Annotated in this window: 23 protein-coding genes; 8 read left to right on the top strand and 15 right to left on the bottom strand. The window is 59.6% G+C overall.

The annotated features are described in order from the left end of the window. Window positions 1–31 precede the first annotated feature (31 nt). Entirely contained in the window at window positions 32–571 is a 540-nt protein-coding gene (locus tag ACSV9I_RS20300; protein WP_438330565.1) for a ubiquinol-cytochrome C chaperone family protein, read from the bottom strand. A gap of 239 nt (window positions 572–810) precedes the next feature. Here ACSV9I_RS20300 and ACSV9I_RS20295 point away from each other — a divergent pair, with 239 nt between their 5' ends. Beyond that, entirely contained in the window at window positions 811–1,317 is a 507-nt protein-coding gene (locus tag ACSV9I_RS20295) for an outer membrane protein assembly factor BamE (RefSeq protein ID WP_438330564.1), read from the top strand. A gap of 95 nt (window positions 1,318–1,412) precedes the next feature. Here ACSV9I_RS20295 and ACSV9I_RS20290 read toward each other — a convergent pair whose 3' ends face one another. From ACSV9I_RS20290 to ribH, 4 genes are all read right to left on the bottom strand, one after another. After that, on the bottom strand, window positions 1,413–3,551 hold the full coding sequence (locus ACSV9I_RS20290; protein ID WP_438330563.1) for a sodium-translocating pyrophosphatase: 2,139 nt from the start codon (window positions 3,549–3,551) through the stop codon (window positions 1,413–1,415). A 155-nt stretch (window positions 3,552–3,706) separates the two neighbouring features. Beyond that, window positions 3,707–4,930 (bottom strand): MFS transporter, encoded by a 1,224-nt coding sequence (locus ACSV9I_RS20285; RefSeq protein WP_438330562.1) that lies wholly within the window; start codon window positions 4,928–4,930, stop codon window positions 3,707–3,709. An 11-nt stretch (window positions 4,931–4,941) separates the two neighbouring features. Next, on the bottom strand, window positions 4,942–5,424 hold the full coding sequence (nusB, locus tag ACSV9I_RS20280; protein WP_438330561.1) for a transcription antitermination factor NusB: 483 nt from the start codon (window positions 5,422–5,424) through the stop codon (window positions 4,942–4,944). Between the two features lie 3 nt (window positions 5,425–5,427). Further along, the gene (gene ribH, locus ACSV9I_RS20275) at window positions 5,428–5,886 is read right to left on the bottom strand and encodes a 6,7-dimethyl-8-ribityllumazine synthase (protein ID WP_054159087.1); all 459 of its coding nucleotides are present in this window, start codon (window positions 5,884–5,886) and stop codon (window positions 5,428–5,430) included. Between the two features lie 327 nt (window positions 5,887–6,213). On the opposite strand from ribH, the gene ACSV9I_RS20270 reads away from it, so the two are divergent. Then, window positions 6,214–6,579 (top strand): hypothetical protein, encoded by a 366-nt coding sequence (locus ACSV9I_RS20270; RefSeq protein ID WP_054159122.1) that lies wholly within the window; start codon window positions 6,214–6,216, stop codon window positions 6,577–6,579. Between the two features lie 232 nt (window positions 6,580–6,811). Here the strand turns inward: ACSV9I_RS20270 and ribD are convergent, their stop codons facing one another. The 6 genes from ribD to ACSV9I_RS20240 form a co-directional block, all read right to left on the bottom strand. Continuing rightward, on the bottom strand, window positions 6,812–7,900 hold the full coding sequence (gene ribD / locus ACSV9I_RS20265) for a bifunctional diaminohydroxyphosphoribosylaminopyrimidine deaminase/5-amino-6-(5-phosphoribosylamino)uracil reductase RibD (protein WP_438330560.1): 1,089 nt from the start codon (window positions 7,898–7,900) through the stop codon (window positions 6,812–6,814). A gap of 5 nt (window positions 7,901–7,905) precedes the next feature. Beyond that, window positions 7,906–8,382 carry a transcriptional regulator NrdR gene (gene nrdR, locus ACSV9I_RS20260; RefSeq protein WP_054159089.1) on the bottom strand — a complete coding sequence of 159 codons (477 nt, stop codon included), beginning with the start codon at window positions 8,380–8,382 and terminating at the stop codon, window positions 7,906–7,908. Window positions 8,383–8,394: 12 nt separating this feature from the next. After that, complete coding sequence (gene glyA / locus ACSV9I_RS20255) at window positions 8,395–9,684, bottom strand: serine hydroxymethyltransferase (RefSeq protein WP_438330559.1); 1,290 nt, start codon at window positions 9,682–9,684, stop codon at window positions 8,395–8,397. A gap of 205 nt (window positions 9,685–9,889) precedes the next feature. Next, complete coding sequence (locus ACSV9I_RS20250; protein ID WP_438330558.1) at window positions 9,890–11,218, bottom strand: L,D-transpeptidase family protein; 1,329 nt, start codon at window positions 11,216–11,218, stop codon at window positions 9,890–9,892. Between the two features lie 299 nt (window positions 11,219–11,517). Then, on the bottom strand, window positions 11,518–12,027 hold the full coding sequence (gene ldtR / locus ACSV9I_RS20245; RefSeq protein WP_054159092.1) for a transcriptional regulator LdtR: 510 nt from the start codon (window positions 12,025–12,027) through the stop codon (window positions 11,518–11,520). 131 nt (window positions 12,028–12,158) lie between these two features. Further along, window positions 12,159–12,596 carry a DUF6163 family protein gene (locus ACSV9I_RS20240; RefSeq protein ID WP_054159123.1) on the bottom strand — a complete coding sequence of 146 codons (438 nt, stop codon included), beginning with the start codon at window positions 12,594–12,596 and terminating at the stop codon, window positions 12,159–12,161. Between the two features lie 139 nt (window positions 12,597–12,735). On the opposite strand from ACSV9I_RS20240, the gene hemB reads away from it, so the two are divergent. The 3 genes from hemB (at window position 12,736) to ACSV9I_RS20225 (ending at window position 15,155) form a co-directional block, all read left to right on the top strand. Continuing rightward, window positions 12,736–13,752, top strand: coding sequence for a porphobilinogen synthase (hemB, locus tag ACSV9I_RS20235; protein ID WP_438330683.1), 1,017 nt, complete (start codon window positions 12,736–12,738; stop codon window positions 13,750–13,752). Between the two features lie 70 nt (window positions 13,753–13,822). Next, complete coding sequence (locus ACSV9I_RS20230) at window positions 13,823–14,281, top strand: RDD family protein (protein WP_054159093.1); 459 nt, start codon at window positions 13,823–13,825, stop codon at window positions 14,279–14,281. 118 nt (window positions 14,282–14,399) lie between these two features. Continuing rightward, a complete protein-coding gene (locus ACSV9I_RS20225; RefSeq protein ID WP_054159125.1) occupies window positions 14,400–15,155 on the top strand; it encodes an arginyltransferase in 756 nt (251 codons plus the stop codon). Window positions 15,156–15,236: 81 nt separating this feature from the next. Here ACSV9I_RS20225 and ACSV9I_RS20220 read toward each other — a convergent pair whose 3' ends face one another. Further along, window positions 15,237–16,280, bottom strand: coding sequence for a class I SAM-dependent methyltransferase (locus tag ACSV9I_RS20220; protein ID WP_054159094.1), 1,044 nt, complete (start codon window positions 16,278–16,280; stop codon window positions 15,237–15,239). 168 nt (window positions 16,281–16,448) lie between these two features. Here ACSV9I_RS20220 and ACSV9I_RS20215 point away from each other — a divergent pair, with 168 nt between their 5' ends. Next, window positions 16,449–18,425 (top strand): putative bifunctional diguanylate cyclase/phosphodiesterase, encoded by a 1,977-nt coding sequence (locus ACSV9I_RS20215; RefSeq protein WP_054159095.1) that lies wholly within the window; start codon window positions 16,449–16,451, stop codon window positions 18,423–18,425. Between the two features lie 98 nt (window positions 18,426–18,523). Here ACSV9I_RS20215 and parC read toward each other — a convergent pair whose 3' ends face one another. Continuing rightward, window positions 18,524–20,800, bottom strand: coding sequence for a DNA topoisomerase IV subunit A (gene parC / locus ACSV9I_RS20210; RefSeq protein WP_054159096.1), 2,277 nt, complete (start codon window positions 20,798–20,800; stop codon window positions 18,524–18,526). A gap of 206 nt (window positions 20,801–21,006) precedes the next feature. Here parC and ACSV9I_RS20205 point away from each other — a divergent pair, with 206 nt between their 5' ends. Further along, on the top strand, window positions 21,007–22,209 hold the full coding sequence (locus tag ACSV9I_RS20205; protein ID WP_438330557.1) for a hypothetical protein: 1,203 nt from the start codon (window positions 21,007–21,009) through the stop codon (window positions 22,207–22,209). Between the two features lie 131 nt (window positions 22,210–22,340). Here ACSV9I_RS20205 and aspS read toward each other — a convergent pair whose 3' ends face one another. After that, window positions 22,341–24,131 carry an aspartate--tRNA ligase gene (aspS, locus tag ACSV9I_RS20200; RefSeq protein WP_438330556.1) on the bottom strand — a complete coding sequence of 597 codons (1,791 nt, stop codon included), beginning with the start codon at window positions 24,129–24,131 and terminating at the stop codon, window positions 22,341–22,343. Window positions 24,132–24,620: 489 nt separating this feature from the next. Then, window positions 24,621–25,535 carry a LysR family transcriptional regulator gene (locus tag ACSV9I_RS20195; RefSeq protein ID WP_438330555.1) on the bottom strand — a complete coding sequence of 305 codons (915 nt, stop codon included), beginning with the start codon at window positions 25,533–25,535 and terminating at the stop codon, window positions 24,621–24,623. 103 nt (window positions 25,536–25,638) lie between these two features. Between ACSV9I_RS20195 and ACSV9I_RS20190 the strand changes: the two genes are divergently transcribed. Then, complete coding sequence (locus ACSV9I_RS20190) at window positions 25,639–26,586, top strand: zinc-dependent alcohol dehydrogenase family protein (RefSeq protein ID WP_438330554.1); 948 nt, start codon at window positions 25,639–25,641, stop codon at window positions 26,584–26,586. Window positions 26,587–26,694: the final 108 nt, after the last annotated feature.

The raw sequence follows: 26,694 nt of genomic DNA, 5'->3' as shown, positions 1-26,694 counted from the left end.
GTTAGGCGGCGGCTTCTCTCGGCGGTCATATTCAGTCCTGCGGAACGGAAATCCGCGCCATGCCGGTTTCGATCGCGTCTTCGCCGATGGCAGCCAGCGCCTCTTCCGCTTCAAGCATCCAGTCCGCCAGCGCCTGCATCGACGGAGCGGCATCGCCGGCCTCGGGATGGAAGTTGCGCTTCAGTGCTGCCGCGAGGACAGCACGATCCTTCGCATCGAGCGCTGCCGCGTAAGACTCAAGCCGGCCGTAATACATGCCGGCGAGCTTCTTCATGCGCTTCGGCACGCCGGGGTCGCCCACACCGAGTTCGCGGATCGAATGATCCACATCCTCGAAAAAAGCGTCGATGATGTTCTGCGCAATTTCCTGTCCGCTGCGGGCGGATTTGGCCGTGCGCCGAAAATAGAGAATCAACACGATCGACAGCATCTCGAAACGGCCGAGCACCGTATCCGGCACCTGCATGTCGCGGTAGAAAACCGTACTGCGCGCAGCCGTGGTCAGTGCCTGATACTGGCGCTCGACGATGACCTTGTTGTTCCTCTTCTGACGGAAGAACCCGAATACCATAAATTCCACCAAAAAGAGCGGGGTGCGATGCCCGCCGCTGTCCACGTCGTGTTGCATGATTGCGAAAGCTGGTTTACCGAAGCAGACGTGAATTGCAATGCCGATGTCGTCCAGCCCTGCCTCCCAGGGAAGCAGACTGGAACGTATGGAGGCAGGCTGTGGCAAAGACGTGGCCTTCCCCGGAATGGCCACAATGCTGTGCGCATAGCCATCCGGCGCCTCAGGCGCCTTCGGGACCAATGGGAGACGTTTGCGTGCACATTCGGATTATCAGATCGGACAGGAAGTTCTTGAGCACCACCGTGCTTGCACTGGCCGTCGCCCTCGGAGGTCTTTCCGGCTGCCAGACGTCCGAAGTCTTCCATAATGGCTATGTCGTGGATCAGGCGGCGCTTGATCTTGTTCCCGTCGGCTCAAGCCGCGAACAGGTCCTCCTGTCGCTCGGCACGCCGTCGACGACCGCCACCTTCGAGGGCGAGGTGTTCTACTACATCTCCCAGAAGCGGACGCGCTCCGTCGCCTTCATGAAGCAGAAGCTGGTCGATCAGCAGATCCTGGCGATCTATTTCGACAAGGATGGCGTCGTATCGCAGCGCGCCAATTACACCATGCAGGACGGCAAGGTGTTCGATACGATTTCCCGCACGACCCCGACCGGCGGTCGCGACCTTACCTTCCTGCAGCAGTTGCTGGCCGGCGGTGGCGGTGCAGCCAACAGCGTCAAGAACATCCTGGGCGGCCAGTAAGCCGCCGCCCCGCCCCCCGGCGGAATTTGAATTCAAGACAAGAAGAAACCGCGGAAGTCACCTTCCGCGGTTTTTTTCATTCTGTCGTCTGCAAATCAGCCAGCCAGCACGGCAAGCAGGAGGAGTGCGACGATATTGGTAATCTTGATCGCCGGATTGACGGCGGGGCCTGCCGTATCCTTATAGGGATCGCCGACGGTATCACCGGTGACGGAGGCCTTGTGTGCATCTGAACCCTTCAGGTGTTTGACGCCATCCTTGTCGATGAACCCATCCTCGAAGCTCTTCTTCGCATTGTCCCAGGCGCCACCGCCTGAAGTCATTGAGATGGCGACGAAGAGGCCATTGACGATGACGCCGAGCAAGGACGCACCGAGTGCCGCAAAGGCGGAAGCCTTGGAGCCGGAAATCATCAGCACGCCGAAATAAACAACGAGCGGAGCCAGCACAGGCAGCAGTGAGGGGATGATCATCTCGCGGATGGCAGCGCGGGTGAGGATATCGACCGCCCTGCCATAGTCCGGCTTTTCCGTCCCTTGCATGATGCCGGGCTTCTCGCGGAACTGACGGCGGACTTCCTCGACGATGGATCCCGCAGCACGGCCGACGGCCGTCATCGCGATACCGCCGAAGAGGTATGGAATGAGGCCGCCGAAGATCAGACCCGCGACCACATACGGGTTGGAGAGATCAAACGAGATCGGCCCCATGTCGGCGAAATAGGGATAGGTCGCGCTGTTGGCCGCGAAGTAGGCCAGATCGTTGGAATAGGCCGCAAAGAGCACCAGCGCGCCGAGGCCGGCTGAGCCGATGGCATAGCCCTTGGTCACCGCCTTTGTGGTGTTGCCAACCGCGTCGAGCGCGTCCGTGGATTTGCGGACTTCAGGCGGCAGATGCGCCATCTCGGCAATGCCACCAGCATTGTCGGTGACCGGGCCGAAGGCATCGAGCGCCACGATCATGCCGGCTAGACCGAGCATGGTCGTGACGGCGATCGCTGTGCCGAAGAGACCGGCGAGCTGGTAGGTCGCGATAATACCGCCTACGATGACAATTGCTGGCAGCGCCGTCGATTCGAGCGATACGGCGAGGCCCTGGATGACGTTGGTGCCATGGCCGGTGACGGACGCCTGGGCGATGGAATTGACCGGGCGCTTGTTGGTGCCGGTGTAGTATTCGGTGATCACCACGATCAGCGCCGTGACGACGAGACCGAGTACTCCGCAAAGGAACAGATTGAAACCGGTGATGTCAATGCCGGCAACCGTGCCGATCGATCCCCAGCCAATGGTCAGCGACGTCGCACCGCCAAGGCCAATGATCGACAGTGCTCCGGTGACAATCAGGCCCTTGTAAAGCGCGCCCATGATCGAGCCATTGGTGCCGAGCTTGACGAAGAATGTCCCGATGATCGAGGTCAGGATGCAGGCACCGCAGATCGCCAGCGGATAGATCATCGCGATATCGAGCATGGCCGAACCGGCGAAGAAGATGGCGGCCAGGACCATGGTAGCAACAACTGAGACGGCATACGTTTCGAAAAGATCGGCCGCCATGCCGGCGCAGTCGCCGACGTTGTCGCCGACATTATCGGCAATCGTGGCCGGGTTGCGCGGATCGTCTTCCGGAATACCGGCTTCCACCTTGCCGACGAGGTCGCCGCCGACATCCGCACCCTTGGTGAAGATACCGCCGCCGAGGCGGGCGAAGATCGAGATCAGCGATGCACCGAAGCCGAGTGCGACCAGCGCATCGATGACTTCGCGCGAGCCGCTTGCATGACCGAGGATGACTGTCAGGATGTAGAAATAGATCGACACACCGAGCAGTGCGAGGCCCGCAACGAGCATGCCGGTGATCGCACCGGACTTGAAGGCGATGTCGAGACCGGCAGCCAGACTATGCGAGGCGGCCTGGGCGGTGCGCACATTGGCGCGGACCGAGACATGCATGCCGATGAAACCGGCAGCACCCGACAGAACGGCGCCGATCAGGAAGCCGATGGCTGCCGTGGCGGACAGAAGAAACCAGGTGGCGACGAAAACGACGGCGCCGACGATCGCGATGGTCAGGTATTGCCGAGTGAGGTAAGCCTGCGCACCCTCGCGTATATAGCCTGCAATTTCCTGCATTCGGGCGTTGCCCTGGTCTGCTGCCAGTACCGAGCGCGTGGCCCAGACTGCATAGACCACGGACAGAAGCCCGCATAAAATTACGCCTAGAAGAACCGTCATTCGCAATACCCTCCCGTATTGCCCGCGCCTCACTCACCGCGGGCGACCTTGCGTGGACTCAAGGCCCCCTCCACCGAGACCCCGCCGCCGCGAGGCGAGATTGCGTTGCGGTTTCCGTGGCGTCAAGTCCGCATATTTCGCAGTGCGGAGGGAACCTAGGCCGGCTTTCGCGATGCGGCACGCAGCTGAAGCAGCACGAGGATCAGGCAGAGGATCGTGACAGGCCAGATCAGGAGGTTCATCACCGACCAGCCGAAGGCCGTGAAAACCTTGCCGGATGAGAAAGAGGAAAGCGCCACCGTCGAGAACAGAATGATGTCGTGGAACCCTTGCACCTTGTCTGCCTCTGCCGGCCGGTAGCTCGAAGCAACGATGGCGGTAGCGCCAATAAAACCGAAGTTCCAGCCAATACCGAGGAGCACGAGCGCACCCCAGAAATTCCAGAGTTCAACGCCCATATGCGCGACGATCGCGCAGGCCATCAGGATCAGGAGCCCGGCTCCAACCACTTTTTCGGCACCGAAGCGGCCGATCAGCATGCCGGTAAAAAAGCTCGGTGCGAACATCGCAATCACGTGCCACTGGATGCCGAGCGTTGCGAGTTCGGAGGAAAAGCCGCAGCCGATGACCATGGCAAGCGGCGCTCCGGTCATCATGAAGGTCATCAGCGCATAGGAACTGATGCCGCAGATCATGCCGGTCGCAAAGCGCTGGGTCATGACGATTTCACGCAGAGGCCGGGTCGGCTCATCACCCGCCGCCTTCACATTCAGCGCCGGAAGCTTGAGGAAATAGAGCGCAACAATGGCACATAGCAGGAGGGGCACCATGCCGAGAAAGGCCCCGGCAAAGGTCACGGGCGCCAGGGCATCCTTGAGCCAGATCGCCACTTGAGGACCCAAGATGGCCGAGACGATCCCGGCGGCCAAAATCCACGAGATCGCCTTGCCCTTATAGAAACTGGGGGACGCGTCGGCCGCTGCAAAGCGGATCTTTTGGGTGAAACCGCCACAAAGCCCCATCAACATCAATGCGAATGCGAAGAGCCAGAAATCGGACCTGATCAGTGCGAAGGCAGCAAGCGCACTGCCAAGGGCACCCGTCAGCGCGCCGACCATGAAGCTTTCACGCCGGCCGAGAAAGCGCGAGGCGAGCGCCACAACGACCGCACCGACGGCAACACCAATGTTAAAGCCAGTGAGCGGCGCTGTCGCCAACGACTTGTCGGCGCCGAGCATTTGGAAACCGGCAAGGCCACCAACGGAAAATGCCAGCGGTGGACCCGAGCCCAGAATCGCCTGGGCCACAGAAAGAAGCCCGACATTGCGCTTGGCGGACGACAGTTGTTTTTCAAGGCCGCCCTGCGCCGTCGCATTCATGTCGATCTGTCCTATTTCTGCGCCGGAACGCGCACCTGCTTTGCAATACGATCGAGCACGGCGTTGACCAGCTTCGGCTCGTCATCGGGGAAGAAGGCCTGCGCGATCTCGACATATTCCGTTACGATGACGGCGATCGGCACATCCTTGCGCTCGATCAATTCGAAAGCCCCGGCGCGCAAAATTGCGCGCACCGTGCTGTCCATGCGCGACAGGGACCAATCGTCCTGCAAGGCCTGGCGGATCAGCGGGTCGATCTTCGTCTGGTCGCGCACCACCCCGGCCACGATGGACCGGAACCAGGAGGCATCCGCCTTCAGATAGGTGTCGCCATCGACTTCCTGGCCGAGGCGGTGGGCTTCGTATTCTGCCACCACTTCGAGCACGCCAGAACCGGCAATATCCATCTGATAAAGAGCCTGGACGGCAGCGAGGCGCGCAGCACCCCGCTGGTTCGCCGTCTTCACTGGCTGCTTGCCTTCACCCGTCGTCATCGTTCAACCACCCAGTTTCGTCTTCAGGGCGATCATGCTCAAAGCCGCCCGTGCGGCAAAGCCGCCCTTGTCTTTCTCACTGCGCTTGACGCGCGCCCAGGCCTGCGCCTCATTCTCAACCGTCATGATGCCGTTGCCGATGGCGAGCGATTCCGAGACTGCAAGATCCATCAGTGCGCGCGAGGATTCGTTCGCGACGATGTCGAAGTGATATGTCTCTCCGCGAATAACCATGCCGAGCGCGACAAAGCCGTCATAGACGGTGCCTTCGTCGTCTGCCGCATCAAGCGCCATGGCGATTGCTGGTGGAATTTCGAGAGCGCCAGGCACCGTTACAACGTCATAAGTGGCACCGACCTCGTCCAACGCATGCTTGGCGCCGTCGAGAAGTGCATCCGACATGTCATCGTAGAAGCGTGCCTCGACGATCAGCAAATGCGGCGAAGCCTTGTTCTTTCCCATGGTCCGATCCGATCTGAATGTGATTTGTGGCCGCCTCGGCCCAACAGAAACGCGGTCAAACCACGCCGTATCGTTGATGGCAAGTGTTTTCGCGCGGGAGCTGGAATGCGTTGGCGGATGCGTAGCCACCGCTGCTTCGCACTGCCTCGCAATCCAACGGCCTGCGACACCCCGATCCGGGCGGAATTCAGGCAAGCTGGATGAAAAATATTTAATGAAAATCATAGACTTAGAAACTGGAAACGATTGGATGTCGTCCTTAACTTCGAGATGCAAGCGAGCGACGGGATCAACCGCCATCGCAACTTCCTCGAAAGGAACAGGACCATGAACCGCTTCGCAGTCATCCTCAGCGCATCCGCGCTCTCCGCAATCGCGTTCGGCACGGAGAGCAATGCCGCATCCTCCCATCATCCGTCAGGACACGCCGACACCAAGACGCAAGCGGCAGTCGACACGCTCTCGGCAGATCACTTCAAGGTCATCCGGCTCGATAAACTAAAGCACCATGACCCGGCCTGGAAGAGACACTCAGCGACGTCAACCTCGTCCCACGAAGCACGGCGGGTCCAGGCCTCGGTCATCGCCAATAAAACCCTGTCGCGAAAACTTCAGGCCAGCGGCATAGAACTGACCCATATCATTGCGGCCGACCGTAACGCCGATGGTGGCGTCACCTTCTATCTCCGCTAATTCTTCAAGCTGAACGGCATCTGTGCGGGGTGCTCGGATCGCACCCTCTGGAAGCCGCCCGGTTCTGTCTGGGAACAAACTTGCCTCACGGCCCGTTCTGTAATCGAAGGCGACGGACGATCCGTCTCCGGTCCACTGACACGATACAGGAGGCTTTCATGGGTCGCGGTATTCTTCTCTGGCTGATCGGCGTTCCGATCCCGCTCATCATTCTGATCATGCTGTTCTGGCGCTAAATCCAGGCAGACGCGGGCAACCGCTCAAAGATCTGCCGACGGTCCCGGCCGAAGTTTTGCTCATCAATCAGGGCAAATCCGGCCGGCACCCGACCGGGCAGCAGAGGTGACGGAATGCCCCCGGCGCCAACGGTTCCATCGCCGCCGAAAAGATGGATCCGGTCGACATGGCCACGGGCAAGCAGATCGGCCGCGACGCGCGCGCCACCTTCGACCATCAGCGAAGAAATCCCGCGCTGCGCCAGTGCTGCCAGCAAATCCTCGATGCCGTCGATCTCCATCACTTCCACGCCCATCGCGGCCAAGGCAGCACGGTTACCAACCGCGCCTCTCGACACCGCAAGAATCACAGGCACCTCGTTGGCAGACAGCGCAAGCTTGGAAGCCGGCGACAGTTCCGCGCGGCGATCAAGCACAATCCGAAGCGGCGAGGCGTGTTCAAGACCAGGCAGGCGAACGGTCAGTTCTGGATCATCCGCCATCGCCGTGCCGATCCCAACCAGGATGGCATCGCTTGAGGCGCGCAACCGATGTACCTCGTCTCGCGCTTCCTGACCCGTAATCCGGATCTGGCCTGCCCCTGTCGCACCCAACATGCCATCGCGCGAAACGGCAAGTTTCAGAGTCACTTGCGGCCGCCCCCTCGTCTGACGCATGAGGTATCCGGCCAGAGCCTGTCGCGCTTCCTTCTGCAATATCCCGATCGTTACCTCGATGTCGGCATCGGCAAGGATCTTCAATCCCTGGCCCGAGACACGCGGGTCGGGATCTGCCACCGCAACCACGACGCGGGCGATCCCCGCCCTTATCAGGGCATGGGCGCAGGGCGGTGTCTTGCCATGATGCGAGCAGGGTTCGAGCGTGACATAGGCGGTCGCTCCCCTCGCCTTTTCGCCGGCCTCGGCGATGGCCTGAGGCTCGGCATGCGGACGTCCACCGCGTGCGGTCACGCCACGTCCGACAATCTCATCATTGCGGACGATGATGCAGCCGACCGATGGATTCGGCCCGGTTTGCCCCAGATGCGTGAGCGACAACGCGATCGCCTCGCGCATGTACGTTTCGTCTCGTGCCGTGATCGACACTTGCCTCAATCCGCAGTGCTGTCGCGCGAGATCTTCGCATTGATCTCAGCGATCACGTTTTCGAAGTCCTCGGCATGGGAAAAATCGCGGTAGACGGAGGCGTAGCGGACGAAGGCAACATCATCGAGGGTCTTCAGGGCTTCCAGAACCTGGAGGCCGATTTCCTCGGACGAAATTTCGGTTTCGCCGGAACTTTCCAGTCGACGAACGATGCCGGAGACGGCGCGCTCGATACGCTCGCCATCCACCGGCCGCTTTCGCAGTGCGATCTGGAAAGACCGCACCAGCTTGTCGCGTGCAAAGGGCGCCTTGCGACCGGTCTTTTTGAGGACCATCAGTTCGCGCAGCTGCACCCGTTCGAAGGTGGTGAAGCGACCGCCGCAATCCGGACAGATACGCCGCCGACGGATGGACGTATTGTCCTCCGCCGGTCGCGAATCCTTGACCTGGGTTTCATCAGATCCACAGAAGGGGCAGCGCATCAGCGTCCAGCCTTACATGTAGGGGTACATCGGGAAGCGATCGGTCAGGCCGACGACCTTCTCGCGAACGGCTGCCTCGACGGCTGCATTGCCCTCATCCGAGTTGGCGACCTTAAGACCGTCGAGAACTTCGACGATCAGATTGCCGATCTCGGTGAACTCGGCTTCCTTGAAACCGCGCGTCGTACCGGCCGGGGTTCCGAGACGGATACCGGAGGTGACGAAGGGCTTTTCCGGGTCGAAGGGGATGCCGTTCTTGTTGCAGGTGATGTAGGCGCGGCCGAGGCCGGCTTCTGCCCGCTTGCCGGTGGCGTTCTTCTTGCGAAGGTCAACGAGCATCAGGTGGTTGTCGGTGCCGCCCGAGACGATATCGAGATTGTGGCTGATCAGCGTCTCGGCCAGAACCTTGGCGTTCTTGACGACCTGAGCCGCATAATCCTTGAACTCCGGCTTCAGCGCTTCACCGAAGGCAACGGCCTTTGCGGCGATGACATGCATCAGCGGACCGCCCTGGAGACCTGGGAAGACGGCCGAGTTGAACTTCTTCGCCAGATCCTCGTCATTGGTGAGGATCATGCCGCCGCGCGGACCACGCAGCGACTTGTGGGTCGTGGAGGTCGCAACGTGGCAATGCGGGAACGGCGACGGATGCTGACCACCGGCGACCAGACCGGCGATGTGCGCCATGTCGACCATCAGGTAGGCGCCAACCGAATCGGCGATCTCGCGGAAACGCTTCCAGTCCCAGGTGCGGGAATAGGCGGTGCCGCCGGCGATGATCAGCTTCGGCTTGAACTGTTCGGCCTTCTTGGCGACGTCTTCCATGTCGAGCTGGTGGTCGTCTTCACGCACGCCGTAGGAAACGACGTTGAACCACTTGCCGGACATGTTGACCGGTGAACCATGGGTCAGGTGACCGCCCGAGTTCAGGTCGAGGCCCATGAAGGTGTCGCCCGGCTGCAGCAACGCCAGGAAGACGGCCTGGTTCATTTGGCTACCGGAGTTCGGCTGAACGTTGGCGAAATTGACGCCGAAGAGCTTCTTGGCGCGTTCGATCGCGAGTTCTTCGGCGATATCGACGAACTGGCAGCCGCCGTAGTAGCGCTTGCCCGGATATCCCTCAGCATACTTGTTGGTCATGATCGAGCCCTGGGCTTCGAGCACGGCGCGGGACACGATGTTTTCCGAGGCGATCAGTTCGATCTCGTGCCGTTGGCGACCAAGTTCCTTCTCGATCGCACCAAAAATGTCCGGATCGGATTCAGCAAGGGGGCGAGAGAAGAAGGCATCGTTGTTCGACATGATCGCAGGCTCCTCAAAGAGTTTGATGCTGTCGGGTATTAACGTTCCGCAGTGATGAGAGCAATACGGAGAACGACATTTGCGGATCAATTGACGCGGGCATGGTGTCGCGCCTGACTTTTACGGCGAAACGCTGTCAATGGCGTCAAACAGAAATGCCGCACCTTTCGGCGCGGCATGAAATGTCTAGCGTCTCTGCCGGCTCTTATTGCGGCAGGATGTCGTCTTCGACGGAGCCCGCGACCTGCTCCTGACCGATATTGGTCTGCAGCGCCAGCTGCGCATCGCCGTCCTTCTCGTAGATATCGTCGCGGAACTGCACGACACCGTTCTTGGAAGACCAGGCTGTGAGATAGACCCAGTGGACGCCGATCTCGTCCGAAACCTTGATCGGCGTATTGACGCGGCTGGCGATAACCCGCTCGATTTCCTGGCGGCTCCAGCCGGGCGTGTTCTTGAGCACCCAAACCACAACGTCGCGGACGTTCTGGATACGCACACAGCCCGAGGATTCGAAACGCATCAGCTTGTTGAACAGGCCCTGCGTCGGCGTGTCATGCATGTAGACGGCATCAGGGCTCGGGAAGTTGATCTTCGTCGAGGACATGGCGTTGATCTTGCCCGGGTCCTGCCGGAACATCAGGTTCGGCGCCTTGGGCGCGAACCAGTCGATGCTCTCCGGCGACACTTCATTGCCCTGGCCGTCGATCAGACGAATGGCGTTCCGCGTCAGATAGGTCGGATCCTTCTGCATCAACGGCACGATGTCCTTTTCGACGATCGAGCGAGGAGCAGTCCAGTAAGGATTGAGAATGATGTCGGAAACCTTGGAGCTGACCAGCGGCGACGGACGGCTGATGCGGCCGACGATCGCGGTGTTGCGCAGGGCAACCTGGTCGTTTTCAACGGCTTCGACATAAGCGGCCGGAATGTTGACGACGATGTAACGCTGCTCGAGCGGCTTGGACAGGACATCCTGGAGACGCTGCAGGTTCACGTTCAGCTGGTTCAGGCGCATGTCGGCGGAAATGTTCAGTGCCTTCAGCGAGAATTCGCCGAGCACACCATCTTCCGGCAGGCCGTGCCGCGCCTGGAAGCGTTTGACCGCACCATCGACATACGAGTCGAAGGAGTTGGACATGCCGGCTTCCTGCGGCAGGTCGCCCGAAATCATCAGGCGCTGGCGGAGCGCCTGCACGGCCGGATCGGTGACGCCAAGCTGGAGCTTGGCACCCGTATTGACCTGTGGCCAGCCGCCATTCGAGACGATGATCTGATACTGGGCGATTGCCTGCTGGATGTTGCCAAGATTGGTCGGGCTCAGCATGGCCGTGTTCGACACAATCGCCGTCCCCGTGCGGGACGCCTTGGCATCGAACTGGTCGTCCCAGTTGCCGCGGCGCGGCGCATTGATCAGTTCGTCGACGGGCGTCTGAGCCGCGGCCTGGCCTGCAATCGCCGCGACACCGGCTGCAGCGGCACCGCGCAGAAGCGACCGACGCGAAAGATCAACAATTCCAGATTTCTTGGACATATTACCTACCGTTTCATCCTGAACCAGAACCGAACGCATAGCGCGCCATGGTTAACAAAGCGCCGCCAGAGAGGGCGCAAGACGCGTCACGGGATCGATCAGAGGCTGTCGAAACACCCGTTTTACTCGTTCCGGCGGTCCCATATCAATATGGCCAATTCGTGTCAGGGGCCTGCCAGTCACAAGACCGTGTGGTCCACAACATCATCATGTGATCAACGCATGACAAAACCGGAGGCTTCTATCGAAGCTTCCGGTTTGCGCGGTGGATCGCTGTCTGGAGGTCTGCGAGTAAAGGCTCAGAGGCGATAGAGGATCTGGTCGTTCCAGAAACGATCAAGACGCTGCAACAGCTTGTTCATCTGGGTGAAGTCGTCTGCGCCGATGCCGCCGACCTTCTGGATCGAACCGATATGACGCTCATAGAGCTTGGCGACGATTTCGGCGATCTCCTGCCCCTGATCGGTCAGGCTGATACGAACCGAACGGCGATCGACACGCGAGCGCTGGTGGTTGATAAAGCCGAGGTCGACCAGCTTCTTGACGTTGTAGGAGACGTTGGAGCCGAGATAGTAGCCACGCGAACGAAGCTCGCCGGCGGTCAGTTCCGAATTGCCGATGTTGAACAGGAGGAGAGCCTGGACAGCATTGATATCGGAGCGCCCCTTGCGGTCAAACTCGTCCTTGACGACGTCGAGGAGGCGGCGGTGAAGACGCTCCACGAGATGCAGGGACTCGAGGTAGAGCGAGCGGATGGTTTCTTCTTGCGGGTCGAGCGAAGCCGCCTGGGGCTTGAGCTTGGTGTTCATGTTGTCTGCCTCACTGTTTTGTTTGGCGGTGTTGGTTTTTTCTCCCGCCTTGATGAGGACAGTATCCAATGCACATAAAATTCTATTTAAAACGCAGGCTTAACAGAGGCTTACCGAGCTCTGTCTAGAGATCAGGGTAAATCAACCGTTATAGCTTCCTGCTTGTGTCTGTTCTCGAGCCACAACGCCAGGCGGAAAGCGAGATAGACGACGGCCACCGTACCATGCATGACGACCGCAAGCGGATTGTGACCGAAGATATGTGGCCATACGGCAAACATCAGGATCTGGCCGCCTGCAGCCAGGATCCACATGACCGGACCCCAGGAGCCCGCGAGCCACAGACCAAGGGCTGCAACCGGGAACATGACAGCGAGGCTTGCGCCGGCGACACGCCAGGGAAGATTGAGAAGATCGAAGCGGCCGAGACCGTTATGACTGTAGCCGACAAGCATGGCCCAATACTGCAGCCCGAACCAAAGGCAGGACACGGCGACAATGCGCTGAAAGATCACGAAGCCAAGTTCGGTCAGACTGCGGCGGGGCGAGGAAGACGAATCGTGAGCCATGCGCCAAGAATAGGGTGCCGGAGGGGTTACCGCCAGCGCCAGACCGCACAGACCACAAAGACCCTTGGTCGCAGCCCAATGGTTTTGCATGCCGGCTGCCACATGGTATCAGCACGATCGACACAACGGAGAAGGTTCGATCATGGACAAGACACATCTCGTCGACGAGGTCACGGGTCATCGCCGCATGCGGCGGCTGCGCAAGGCCGACTGGCAGCGCCGCATGGTGGTGGAAAACCGGCTGACGGTGGATGATCTGATCTGGCCGATCTTCGTCGTTCCCGGCACAGGGATCGAAGAGCCGATCGCGGCGATGCCCGGCGTCAACAGGCTGAGTGTCGACAAGGCGGTCGAAGCGGCAAAGCGTGCGGCCGATCTCGGCATCCCGGCGCTGGCCACCTTCCCCAATGTCGAAATGGAACTGCGCGACGAGACCGGATCCGAAGTTCTGAAGACGAACAATCTTCTCAATCAGGTGACTGCCGCCATCAAGAAGGCTGTGCCCAATATTGGCGTCATCACGGATGTGGCCCTCGATCCGTTCACCAGTCATGGCCACGACGGGATCTTACGCGATGGCGAGATCGTCAATGATGAAACCGTCGACCAGCTGGTCAGGGCGGCCATCGCCCAGGCCGATTCCGGCTCGGACATCATCGCCCCCTCGGATATGATGGACGGCCGCATCGGCGCGATCCGCCGGGGCCTGGATGCCGCCGGCCACCAGGATGTCGGCATCATGTCCTATGCGACGAAGTTTGCGTCCTGTTATTACGGCCCCTACCGCGAAGCGATATCGACGAGTGGACTTTTGAAGGGTGACAAGAAGACCTACTACATCGATCCCGCCAATGGCACGGAAGCGCTGAGGGATGCGGCGCTCGACGTCGAGGAAGGCGCTGACATGCTGATGGTCAAGCCCGGCCTGCCCTATCTCGACATCTGCTGGCGCCTCAAGGACAGCTTCGGGCTTCCGGTCTTCGCCTATCAGGTTTCCGGAGAGTACAGCCAGATCAAAGCGGCGGCCGCCAATGGCTGGATCGACGGGGAGCGTGCCATGCTGGAAACCTTGCTCTGCTTCAAGCGCGCCGGCTGTGACGGCATTCTCAGTTATTTTGCCATGGATGTCGCACGACTTCTGGCGAAACAGGGCTAGCATACAAGGCGCGTTGTATTTCGGCCCTTTGCTTCCCATATCAGGCGGACAAACGAAGGAGCCAATACAGATGAGCCTCGATAGCAATTCGTCCTATGCCGCACCCGAAGACTGGCGCGCCTACAGCGGCGTGCTGTCGAGACGGGTGTTCGCCTTTCTTGTCGACTACCTGTTCGTCGGGCTCCTCTGGATTCCGGCGGCCGTCGTGGTCTTCTTCCTCGGTATCCTGACGCTGGGGCTCGGGTGGTTCCTCTATCCGATCCTGTTCTTCGTCGTTGCCGGGCTCTATTTCGGCCTGTCGCTCGCCGGCGCATCGCAGGCAACACCCGGCATGCGAATGATGGGGATCGCAATGGTGCGGCTCGACGGACGGAAGATCGATTTCGTCACCGCAATCGCCCACCTCGCATTGTTCTGGATCCTGAATTCGGTTCTGACACCCCTCATCCTGCTTGCCGGCCTCTTCATCGAGCGCTCGCGTCTGGTCCATGACCTTTTGCTCGGCACGGCCGCAGCCCGCACCTATTGACGGGTAAAAGCGCCGGCCTCGGCCCAGTCGGCCGGGCCGGCGCTTCTTCAGGTTGACCTTTTGCGATCTTGCTCCATCCTAGTCCCATGGCAGAGCACAGGATTCTACTCAAAGGATGATGAACACCCAGACCTCCCCTTCCCCGCAATTTTATCTGACGGCGCCTGCGCCGTGCCCTTATCTCGCGGGAGAAATGGAGCGGAAGGTCTTTACCCATCTTGTCGGGCAGAGGGCGACCGAGATGAACGACCTTCTGACGCAAGGTGGATTTCGCCGTTCACAGAACATTGCCTACAGGCCTGCCTGCGAATCCTGCCGCGCCTGCATATCGGTGCGCATCCTCGTCAATGAATTCGAGACGGGACGATCTTTCAGACGCGTTGAAAATCTCAACCGCGACGTCATCGCCACTGTCTTTCCCGCTCAGCCATCGACCGAACAATTTTCGCTGTTTCGCCGCTATCTCGACGCCCGGCACCAGATGGGCGGCATGTCGGATATGTCAGCGCTCGACTATGCGATCATGGTCGAAGACAGCCACGTGCAGACGCGTGTCGTCGAATACCGGCTGCGCAATCCCGGTGACGGCATCAGCGGCCAACCCAAGGGTGAACTGATCGCCGTTGCACTCACAGACCTGATGAGTGACGGTCTGTCGATGGTCTATTCCTTCTACAATCCAGCGATGGAAAATCGTTCGCTGGGCACAATGATCGTGCTCGACCATATCCGGCGCGCCCGCACACTCGGTCTGCCGCACGTCTATCTGGGCTATTGGGTAAAGGGCTCGCAGAAGATGGGTTACAAGACCCGCTTCCAGCCGCAGGAGCACCTGCTCAACCAGGGCTGGACGCGTTTCGAACCGGAAGCCTGACGGCAATGCATCATGAAAAAAGCGGCGAAGCCTTTCGGTTTCGCCGCTTTGTTATCTCAGGTCACAGGAAGCCTGCGCAGCTTAGGACAGCTTGCGAATGATCCCGTAAACGATATTGCGGTTTGCGCCAAAACGAATGCTGCAATCGACGTCCAGGCCTTCGGTTGTCGCACGCATGATCCGCCACATGTCTTCTTCCGAACGCAGAAGCAGCGCCCAGTTCATGAAGGTCTCCATGTAGCCGTCGTCGGCGATATCATCGGCGAAGTTGGCGAACAGGAACGTACCGTGCGGCTTCAGCATCTGCAGGCAGCGCTGCGAGAGCTTGATCGCCACTTCATCGGCCAGATAATCGTAAAGACCGGCGGCGTAGACGAAGTCGAACTTGCCGAGCGCCTGCGGGCGCATCAAGACCGTACGGACGGAGCCGTCGACGGCTTCTACGGCCGTTCCAGCATATTCGCTGGCGACGGCACCGACGCTCAGCGGATCCTGATCCAGTGCCACCCAACGCTTGATCGTTCCGTTCTTCAGCGCCTGGGACATGGCGGCTTCGCGAAGATGACCCGCGGCGATGGTCAGGATTTCGGCTTCGCCACCACGCGAAGAGGCAACGTCGTCAACATACTGCGCCAGCAGATCACGGCGTTCGCGCACGGCCACGCAAGCCGGTGACTGGCTGGTAAAACCGTGAACTTCCTTACCCATCGGGCTTGCAGCATCCAGCGCCGGCTGGACGCTCGGGTGGCCGTAGATGAAATCGAGCAAGCCGGCATCGCCAGAATAACCGCGTGGCTTCTCAAAAGACCAGCGCGTGAAGGGATCCGCATGAAAATGGCGAGCGATATCGTGGTTCTGCGCGAGCGGGATCAGCTGTTCCCAGATCTTGGGTGCGATGCGATTGCGCAGCACGTGGAGACCACCGAGCAAACGCTGCATGATCAGGCCAACCGGCGTCTCCTGCTGGAACTGCTGTTCTGCAACCCGAAGGTGAAGAGCCATCTCGGCGCGGGCCTCTTCAAGCGCACGCTGGTCGATCGGGCTCGATGATGAGAAAACTTCGTTAGCAATGGAGTCCGGAGTGATCAGGCTTTCGCCATCAAATGCAGTATCCAAATCGCGCATTCTTGCGCTCCCCTATTAATTTCAACGGTGTTAATACTTCATAAACCATAAGGGGAATTGCTGCACCTTGCACGCCGATTTTATGTAGTCGTTAAAACATAGTTAACGGATGTTGCGCTTAAGTTGATCCGGAGCCGCGCGATGATCACGCAACAAGTGGAGCAGATAATGAACCGGGGCAGAAATGACCCAGAACGCTCTCGACCTGGTGCGCGTCAAACCGCAGAATTGAAAGCTCTGTACAAGAGCGAGCGTGGCGCCACGCAGGTCCGCGAGACCCGGCTGGGTCTCTGGCTCGCGGCTGGCGTGTATCTTTTGTTCGGCATATCTGACGCGCTGCTAATTCCCGACGTTGCTAATCAGACGGTCATGGCGCGATTCCTGGTTGCATTTTCGTCGATGGCGGTCATGGAGATTCTCGCGGCCACGCGGGTGCATCCGAAATGGTCTGACATGACGTGTGCGGCCGCCGTGGTTACCGCCTATCTCGGATGGCTGGTTGCAGCGATTGGCACACAATCGGTCGACAATTTCCGCTTTTACATGATCTTTGGCACCATCTTCATGATGAGCGCCAATCTGTTCTTCAATTTGTTTTTCCGCCTGTCGGTGATCACTTCAGCGATCATCCTGATGATTTTCATCGGCAGCTTGCACTTTGCGCCTATTCTTGAGCCTGATCAGCAATTCGTTCTCATCCTGTTCTACAGCTCCTGCTTTGTATTCACATCATACGTAAACTGGAAGTTGAATGAAGAACGCTATCACGTCTTTCTGAACGCGCTTGAGGCTGCCCACCAGCACAAAGAGTCGGTGGAGCGCGGCGCAGCACTCGAGCGCCTGTCCAACACCGACTACCTGACCGGTGTGGACAACAGGCGGGCTGTCGACAAGCATCTTCGAGATCTCTGGAGTGAATGGCAGCGGGAGGGGCGCGCCTTTGCGGCAATTCTGGTAGACGTCGACTTCTTCAAAAAATACAATGACTTCTACGGCCATCAAGCCGGCGATCGATGCCTCATTCTGGTGGCTACGAGCCTGCAGGAAGCGATGAGGCCACTCAATGCGACAGTCGGTCGATTTGGCGGCGAGGAGTTCATCGTGCTGGCGCGTGTCGATAGTCGCGAGCAGGCCGCAGCCTATGCCGAGGTCATCCGCGCAACGGTCGAGAACCTGGCACTTGTCCACAGCCATCGACGCGATGGACAGGAAATAGTCACCGTCAGCGTCGGCGCCTCCCTCACCCGCCCCCAGACAGGGCCGAAACTGGAGCGGCTGATCGATGAAGCGGACCGTGCGCTTTACAATGCCAAGCTGAACGGCCGCAACTGCGTGCGTGTTTTCAATCCTACCGATCCGCAGACCAGCGACGAAAACGAGAATATCGCTGCAACCCTGAGGATTGCCATCCGCAGCGACCTCATTCACATGGTCTACCAGCCGATCTTCGACATGCGGACCAATCGCCTTGAAGGCGTCGAGTCCTTGATGCGGATGAAGATGGCGGATGGCACGCCGCTCTCCCCCAGCCAGTTCATCCCCGTGGCAGAGCGCACTGGCGCCATTGTCGAGCTTGGCCATTGGGCCATTCGGCGCGTTTGCGAAGAGGTGCTCGTACCCGGGCATGCGTCGCTGGTCAGCGTCAACGTGTCAGCGACACAGTTGATGTCACGCGGCTTTGCCCTGTCCGTCTCCACCATCCTGGAGGAGACCGGCGTCTCGGGCACGCAGCTTGCCTTCGAAATCACGGAAGGCATCGACATGGAAGGGCAGTCGGACGTCATCCGCTGCATCACCGACCTGCAGGCACTCGGCATCCGTATCTGGCTCGACGACTTCGGCACCGGCTTTGCCGGCCTGTCCTGGCTCCGGCTCTTCCCGTTTGATACCGTCAAGATCGACCGGTCGTTCCTGCAGGATACCCGCCGGCCAGCGGGCCGCGCCATGCTGGAAGATATTATCCGCCTCATCCGCAATCGCGGCCTGAAAATCCTGATCGAAGGTGTTGAAAGCGCCGACCATGTCGAACTGATGCGTGAACTCGGCATCGAATTCGGCCAGGGCTATTTTCTGGGACGGCCAGGAGCCGTCGCCGATATTCCATTGGTCGGCAATATCAAGAAAACAGGCACCAAGCGCTTCTGATCGCGGATCTGCTTCCAACACCCGCTCTATCGATCAAACGACAAAGCCGGCCATGAATGGCCGGCTTTGTCGTATTCTAGCCCCTACACCAGATGGGTTTATCCAGAGAACTTGCCGCTGCGGGGGAAGCCCTTCGGCACGGTTCGTCCTGCAGTGGCCCGGTCACCCATCCATTCCAGGAGTTCATCCTTGGACTTGAGGAATGTACGCCCTGCGCTGTCCGCCCAGGTCAGACCGTCTGCGATGGCAAAGCACTTCACATCAGACACGCCACCATCCTTGTAGCGCTGCAGACGAACGCCCTTGCCGCGCGTCATTTCCGGAATCTGGACCAGCGGGAAGACGACCATCTTTCGGTTCTCGCCGACAACGGCCACATGGTCGCCGGAAACCTGAACGACGAGGCGTGTCTCGTCCGGCATGCCAACATTCATGATCTGCTTGCCCTTGCGGGTATTGGCAATGACTTCGCCTTCCGCCACCACGAAGCCGTTGCCGGCTGTCGAGACTAGGAGGAGTTTCCGGCTTGCATCATGCACGAAAGCGGTCAGCACATCCTGGTCGTTTTCCATGTCGACAATGATGCGCAGGGGCTCGCCATGGCCGCGGCCGCCCGGCAATTTGTCGCCACCGAGCGTGTAGACCTTGCCACCGGTTGTAACGATCAGGATCTTGTCGGTGGTCTGGGCCGGGAACGCCACCTTCAGCCCGTCGCCTTCCTTGAAGGTCAGCGACGAGGTATCGGCAATATGGCCCTTCAAGGCCCTGATCCAGCCCTTTTCCGAGATGACGACCGTGATCGGCTCCTTCTCGATCATGGCCTGCTGAATCGCTTCAACATCGGCATCTGGCGCGTCGGCAAACAGCGTGCGGCGGCGGCCAAGCTCCGTTGCCTTGGCATATTTCTTCTTCACCTCGCCGATTTCCCAGGCGACCGTCTGCCACTGCTTTTCCGGTGAAGCGAGCAAGGATTCGATCTCGGCTTTCTCTGCCGAAAGTTCCTCATGCTCCTTGCGGATCTCGAATTCCTCGAGCTTGCGCAAATTGCGCAGCCGCATGTTGAGGATGGCTTCGGCCTGATTGTCCGTCAGGTCCCAGCGCGCGACCATCACCTGCTTCGGCTCATCCTCCTCTCGGATGATCCGGATCACCTCGTCAAGGTTGAGGTAGGCGATCAGCAGGCCGCCGAGAATTTCGAGGCGACGGTCGATGGCCGCAAGGCGGAACATCGAGCGCCGGACAAGGACCTCCTTGCGATGGGCGAGCCATTCCGCAAGAACGTCACGCAGCCCCATGACCTTGGGCACCTTACCCTGGGACAGCACGTTCATATTGAGCGGAATACGGCTTTCGAGCTCGGTCAGCTTGAACAGCGATTCCATCAGCAACGTCGCGTCGACGGTCCGGCTTTTCGGCACCAGCACGACGCGCACATCCTCGGCGCTTTCGTCGCGGATGTCCTCCAGCAAAGGCAAGCGGCGCGCGATCAGCAATTCGGCGATCTTCTCGATCAGGCGCGACTTCTGCACCTGGAAGGGGATCTGTGTGACGACGATCTGATAACCGCCGCGGCCGAGATCCTCGATCTCCCACTTGGCACGAACGCGAAAACCGCCGCGACCGGTACGGTAGGTTTCGAGCATCGATGCCCGGCTTTCGACGATGATCCCACCGGTCGGAAAGTCAGGCCCCTCGATGCCGCCACGCTCGGGATGGGCCGGATCGGCAAACAGTTCCTCGACGGTCGCCTCGGGGTTCTTGATCAGGTGAAGCGCTGCGTCGCAGAGTTCGTGGGCATTGTGTGGCGGAATCGACGTCGCCATGCCGACCGCAATGCCGGAGGAACCGTTGGCAAGCAGGTTCGGAAAGGCGCCGGGCATGACGACAGGTTCGTCGTCTTCCTCGTTATAGGTCGGCCGGAAGTCGACTGCGTCCTGATCGATACCTTCGAGCAGGAGAGCCGCGACATCGGTCATGCGGGCTTCGGTGTAACGATAGGCAGCCGCGCTGTCGCCGTCGATATTGCCAAAGTTGCCCTGGCCGTCGACGATCGGATAGCGCTGTGAAAAGTCCTGCGCGAGGCGCACCAGAGCATCGTAAACCGACTGGTCGCCATGCGGGTGGAACTTACCGATGACGTCACCGACAATACGGGCGCACTTCTTGAAGGCCGAGTTCGGCCGAATGCCCATTTCGCTCATCGCATGGATGATACGACGATGCACGGGTTTCAACCCGTCACGAACGTCCGGCAATGCGCGGTGCATGATGGTCGACAGCGCGTAGGCGAGATAACGCTCTTCGAGCGCCGCCTTCAGATCGACCGGCTGAATGTTGTCGCCACCCTCATCGGGCGGAAGCTGATTTTTCCCCATGTGACTTGCCTAGACGAGCCGCAGCCAAACAGCAAGAAATCTGCGGATTCTCCCTGTGGATTAAGGGATTGTGACGGCCATCACCGCCTTGTTAAACAATCCCCACTAAGGCGAAACCTGTGGACGTTTTTCCAATCCCTTTTATAAGAACAGATGCGCGCCCGCTCCGCTGAAAAGCCCGGGCCCAGCCATCAAAGGAAGACCAGATGACCCTTAACCGATCCATGAAATCGCTCCTCGCAGGCGCAGCCATTATCGGCTTCGCGAGCCCGGCTCTCGCCCTTGATGGCCAGGACCTGCTGGCGAAAATCAATGCGTCCTATGCCGCTGGCGGTGGCACGCTATCGGCTGAATCCATCGAAGTGGATGGCAGCGACGTCACGATGAAGAACGTCAAGTTCAGCGTCGGCGCAGCCGGCACGCCTGGCGAAACTCCGCTGACGCTGAGCGAACTCTCGCTGCAGGGCGTCAGTGAAGAGGAAGGCGGCGCCTACCTCATCGAGAAGGTCGAATTCCCGGAAGTCGACTTCAAGGAAGACAAGACCAGCATCTCCGTGACCGAGCTTTATCTGTCCGGCGTCTACATCCCTGGCGATCCGAATGCCGAAGGCCTCGATTCGATCATGTTCTACGACGAGGCCCATAGCGGCCCCATCGACATCACAATCGATGGCAAGTCGGTTTTCAGCATGACGGAAGCCGTGGCCACCATGGGTCTTTCGGAAGACGAGAGCACCATGACCTTCGAAGCCAGCGCGACCGGCCTCAAGGCTGATCTCAGCACGATCGAGGATCCGAAGGCCAAGGAAGCCGTCGAAGCTCTGCAGCTCACCACACTTGACGGTTCGCTTAACATGTCGGGCAGCTGGGAAGTCGAAAGCGGCACGATCGAAGTTGACGACTATTCGATCGACTTCTCCAATGTTGGCAAGCTCAGCCTGGCGTTCAGCATGTCCGGCTACACGCTGGATCTCGTGAAGCAGCTGCAGGAACAGGCCCGCACGATGCAGGGCCAGCCGCAGGACGAACAGGCCCAGCAGGCCGCTGGCCTCGCCATGCTCGGCCTCGTCCAGCAGATGACGCTGGTCAATGCCAAGATTCGCTTCGAAGACGCCGGCATCACCAAGCGCGGCTTCGACTATGCCGGCAAGACGCAGGGCACCGACGGCAACCAGATGGCACAGATGGTCAAGGGCATGGTTCCCCTGCTCCTCGCCCAGGCCAATCTCGGCGCGCTGCAGAACGAGATCACGGCAGCCGTCAACAGCTATGTTGACGATCCGAAGGCCCTGACGATCGTGGCCGCTCCGGCAAGCCCGGTCGCCTTCCCGATGATCATGGGTGCTGCCATGGGCGCTCCGGACTCGATCCCGACGCTGATCGGCCTCAAGGTCACCGCGAACGACTGATCTGCCATCTGCTATGTCCATGACAGAAAGGCCCGGTTGCGAAAGCAGCCGGGCCTTTTCCTTGAGCCATCGTCAAAATGAAAAGGCCGGGATACCCCCCGGCCTCGCCATTTCAAAATCGTCGGACCCGATCAGTCCTTCTTCGGCTGCGGCACGACGCGCAGCGCGAGTTCGCGCAGCTGCGTGGGCGTTGCGGGCGATGGCGCGCCCATCAGCAGATCCTGGGCCTGCTGGTTCATCGGGAAGATCGAGATCTCACGCAGGTTCTTCGCACCGACGAGCAGCATAACCACGCGGTCGATGCCGAAGGCGCAACCGCCATGCGGAGGCGCGCCGTACTGGAAGGCGCGGTAGAGGCCGCCGAAGCGCTCTTCCACGTCCTGCTGGCTCAGACCCACCTTTTCAAACGCCTTGACCATCAGTTCCGGCGACTGGTTACGGATCGAGCCCGAGGCGATTTCGAAGCCGTTGCAGACCGCGTCGTACTGATAGGCCTTGAGCGTGAGCGGATCCTGGCTGTCGAGCGCCTCCATGCCGCCCTGCGGCATCGAGAAGGGGTTGTGGGCGAAGTCGATCTTCTTTTCTTCCTCGCTCCATTCGTAGAACGGGAAGTCGACAATCCAGCACATTTCGAAACGATCGCGGTCGACGAGGTTCAGCTCCTCGCCGGCGCGGGTGCGGGCTTCGCCAGCAAACTTGTAGAACTTCGACGGCTCACCGGCGACGAAGAAGGCGGCGTCGCCCGCTTCCAGGCCGAGCTGGGTGCGGATCGCTTCCGTGCGCTCTTCGCCGATGTTCTTGGCGAGCGGGCCGGAACCGGCGATCTTGCCGTCCTCTTCCTTCCAGAAGATGTAGCCGAGGCCCGGCTGGCCCTGACCTTGCGCCCAGGCATTCATGCGATCGCAGAATGCGCGCGAGCCGCCGGTCTTGGCCGGGATCGCCCAGATCTCGACCTTCGGGTTCGAGGCGATCATGCCAGCGAACACCTTGAAGCCGGAATCACGGAAGTGGTCGGTGACGCCTTCCATGATGATCGGGTTGCGCAGGTCCGGCTTGTCGGAGCCATATTTGCGGATCGCGACGTCGTAAGGGATGCGCGGCCATTCCTTGGTGACCGGCTTGCCTTCGGCGAACTGCTCGAAGACCGAGGTCATCATCGGCTCCATGGTCTGCCAGACATCTTCCTGGGTCACGAAGCTCATCTCGACGTCGAGCTGGTAGAACTCGCCCGGCAGACGGTCGGCGCGCGGGTCTTCATCACGGAAGCAGGGCGCGATCTGGAAGTAGCGATCGAAACCGGCCACCATCAACAGCTGCTTGTACTGCTGCGGCGCCTGCGGCAGCGCGAAGAACTGGCCTTCGTGGATACGCGAGGGCACGAGGAAGTCGCGCGCACCTTCCGGCGAAGAGGCGGTCAGGATCGGCGTCGTGTATTCGGCAAAACCGGCAGCGGCCATGCCATTGCGCATGGCAGAGACGATCTGGGTGCGCTTGACGATGTTCTTGTGCAGCGTCTCGCGGCGCAGATCGAGGAAGCGGTACTTCAGGCGCACGTCTTCCGGATAGTCAGGCTCGCCGAAGACCGGCAGCGGCAATTCCTTGGCCGCACCAAGGACCTCGATTTCCTGGGCGTAAAGTTCGATCTCGCCGGTTGCCATCGTCTTGTTGACGGTGTCGTCCGTGCGCGCCTTGACGAGGCCATCGATGCGGATGACCCACTCGCCACGCACGGTTTCGGCCAGCTTAAAGGCCGGGCTATCCGGATCGGCCACGACCTGGGTGATGCCATAGTGATCGCGCAGGTCGATAAAGAGCACGCCGCCATGGTCACGAACGCGATGGACCCAGCCCGACAGGCGGACGGTCTGCCCGACATCGGACTTGCGAAGAGCGGCACAGGTGTGGCTGCGGTAACGATGCATGATCAAGTATCCCGAATGTGACGGTCGAAAGGGCACCATCAAGACAGGCGCGCGACCGATAGAAAATCGGGCGGAAAAGCGCATGACACGCCTGATTTGTCAAGGCTGCGTGGTGTGTGAGAGGCGTCGTCTGGGTTTAACGGGTAGTGGAGTGCCCGAGGTCGGCGCGTCTTCAGTCCGACGACTTTTCGAACTTAGGAGATTGAAGCGACCAGAACTACTCGGCTCACCGACGACCACTCTCGGCCCGAAGCGGACATTCACGTCTGAAACGCTGAAGCCAACTTTGCAGCCGCATCGGTTATGGCGGCGGTCAAGGCTGTCACCCGAAAACATGCCTAAATCTGCGGCGGCACGATGTCCCATGAGCGCTATCAAACCGGCCGAGCAAAGCTCGGTGGTAAAACCTCTTTTCGTTGTTCATCTCGCTCTAATCAATGGCTGAAAGAGCGGTGTGGTCGCGTCTGGCGAATTCAAGATCCTGATGAATCATTCCAGCGGTGGGGCTGACACGAGTCTGGGAAGCGCTGCTGCGATGGCGTCAATCGCTAAGCGGACTTTTCGAGGCATATGTGGTGTCTGCAACCACAGCACTGAACAATCATAGTGAAAGCGTTGTTCACGGGACAACAACAGCGTCAGCTCGCCAGCCCCGATTCGATCTCGCACCAGCCAATAGGGAAGCCAAGCAATTCCCATGGAAGCAACGGCCGCATCGGCGATTGCGTCGAGATCGTCAAACCGCAGTCGGTGGTGCGGTGCAATGCGTAGGACAGGCAGATCACCGCGAGGGAAAAGCCATGGCGCAACTCCACCTGCGCGGCGATATACGAGTGCATGGTGATTGTTAAGGTCCTGAAGCTGTTCTGGCGTTCCGTAGGTCGCAAGATAGGAAGGTGAGGCACAAACCACCATCTGCTGGCGCGCAATGAGGCGAGAAATGATACCTGCCCTGTTTTCTAGTTGGCCGGTTCTTATCGCGAGATCGTAGTAGCCTTCGGCAAGATCGGCGAAGCTATCACTAAAGGACAGATCCAGGCTCAGCGCGGAGTGTCGACGAGCGATATCCAGCAGGATCGGAGCCACGCAACGCCTGCCAAAATGGACTGGCATGGTCACGCGCAGGGTTCCTCGTGGTTCCGATACTTGATCGGCTGCAAGTGCGTCGGCAGCCTCAACCTCAATCAAAATGCCACGGCAATGTTCGTAATACGTTTTGCCAAACTCCGTTAGGCTCTGCCGGCGGGTCGTTCGGTTCAGAAGTCTGGCTCCAAGGCGGTCTTCGAGAAATTGCACGTGCTTACCAACCATAGGTCCGGAAAGATCGAGTGCTGCCGCAGCCGCAACAAACGAACCCAACTCAACAGCTTTCACGAACACGGCCATACTAGTCAGGCGATCCATAATTCGAAACCCATGATTTGAATTGATCTGCTTTAAGAGCCATTTATCGGACTTCAGAGGGTCGTCATAGCTAATTCCTATCAATTGGTTAGGAGTTAGCTTGATGGCACGTATGGTTCGCTTTTATGAACACGGAGGTCCCGAAGTTCTGCGCCTTGAGCCCATGGATTTACGGCCACCTGGACCGGGGGAGGTCCAGATCAGGGTGAAGGCCATTGGTGTTAATCGTGCTGACGCTTTGCTTCGCTCGGGCACATACATCGAGAATCCGCCCCTTCCCTCGGGTCTTGGCCTTGAGGCTGCAGGGATCGTCGAAGCCCTTGGGCCGGGCGCGCAAGGCTTTGAACCTGGCGATGTGGTCAGCGTCATCCCTCCCATCTCAATGGCTCGTTGGCCTGCCTATAGTGAGCTCGCGACGTTCCCGGTGGAACACATCGTAAAGCATCCGCCCTCTCTTGACTGGCAGGTAGCGGCGTCCATTTGGATGCAGTACCTTACGGCCTACGGCGCTTTGATCGACATTTCCAAACTGAGTGCTGGCGACTTCGCCGTTGTTACCGCGGCGTCAAGCAGCGTTGGGATTGCCGCGATCCAGATAGCAAATATGGTGGGCGCCACTGCGATCGCCATCACCCGGACCTCCAAAAAGAGGGCCGCCTTGATCGGAGTCGGCGCTGCGCACGTCATCGCTTCCGATGAAGAAGATCTGCGCTCCCGGTTATTCGACATTGTCGGGTTAGATGGAGCCCGAGTCGTCTTCGACCCGATTGGCGGCCCCACCCTAGAGCCGTTAACGTCAGCCATGTCCAAGGGAGGCATTCTAATAGAGTACGGAGGCCTCAGTCCCGAGCCAACCCCATTCCCGCTCTTTACGGTTCTCAGCAAGACACTGACGCTTCGGGGATATCTCGTTCATGAGGTTGTAAGTGACCCATTACGTCTTGCTGCGGCCAAGCAATTTATTCTCGATGGTTTGAACGAGGGATACCTCCGCCCAGTAATTGCGCGGACTTTTCGATTTGACGAGATAGTTGATGACCTGAGCCCCTGACCTTCCTCCAGAATTTGGTAGAGTCCGTCACATCAAGGAGACGGACGAATGAAGCGTTCACGGTTCACGGAAGAACAGATCATCGGAATATTGAAGGAGCAGGAGGCG

The sequence above is a fragment of the Rhizobium sp. G187 genome, assembly GCF_051549525.1.
Taxonomy (GTDB): domain Bacteria; phylum Pseudomonadota; class Alphaproteobacteria; order Rhizobiales; family Rhizobiaceae; genus Allorhizobium.
Note: the sequence above shows the minus strand (reverse complement) of the source record. Positions and strands in the feature narration are given on the sequence as shown.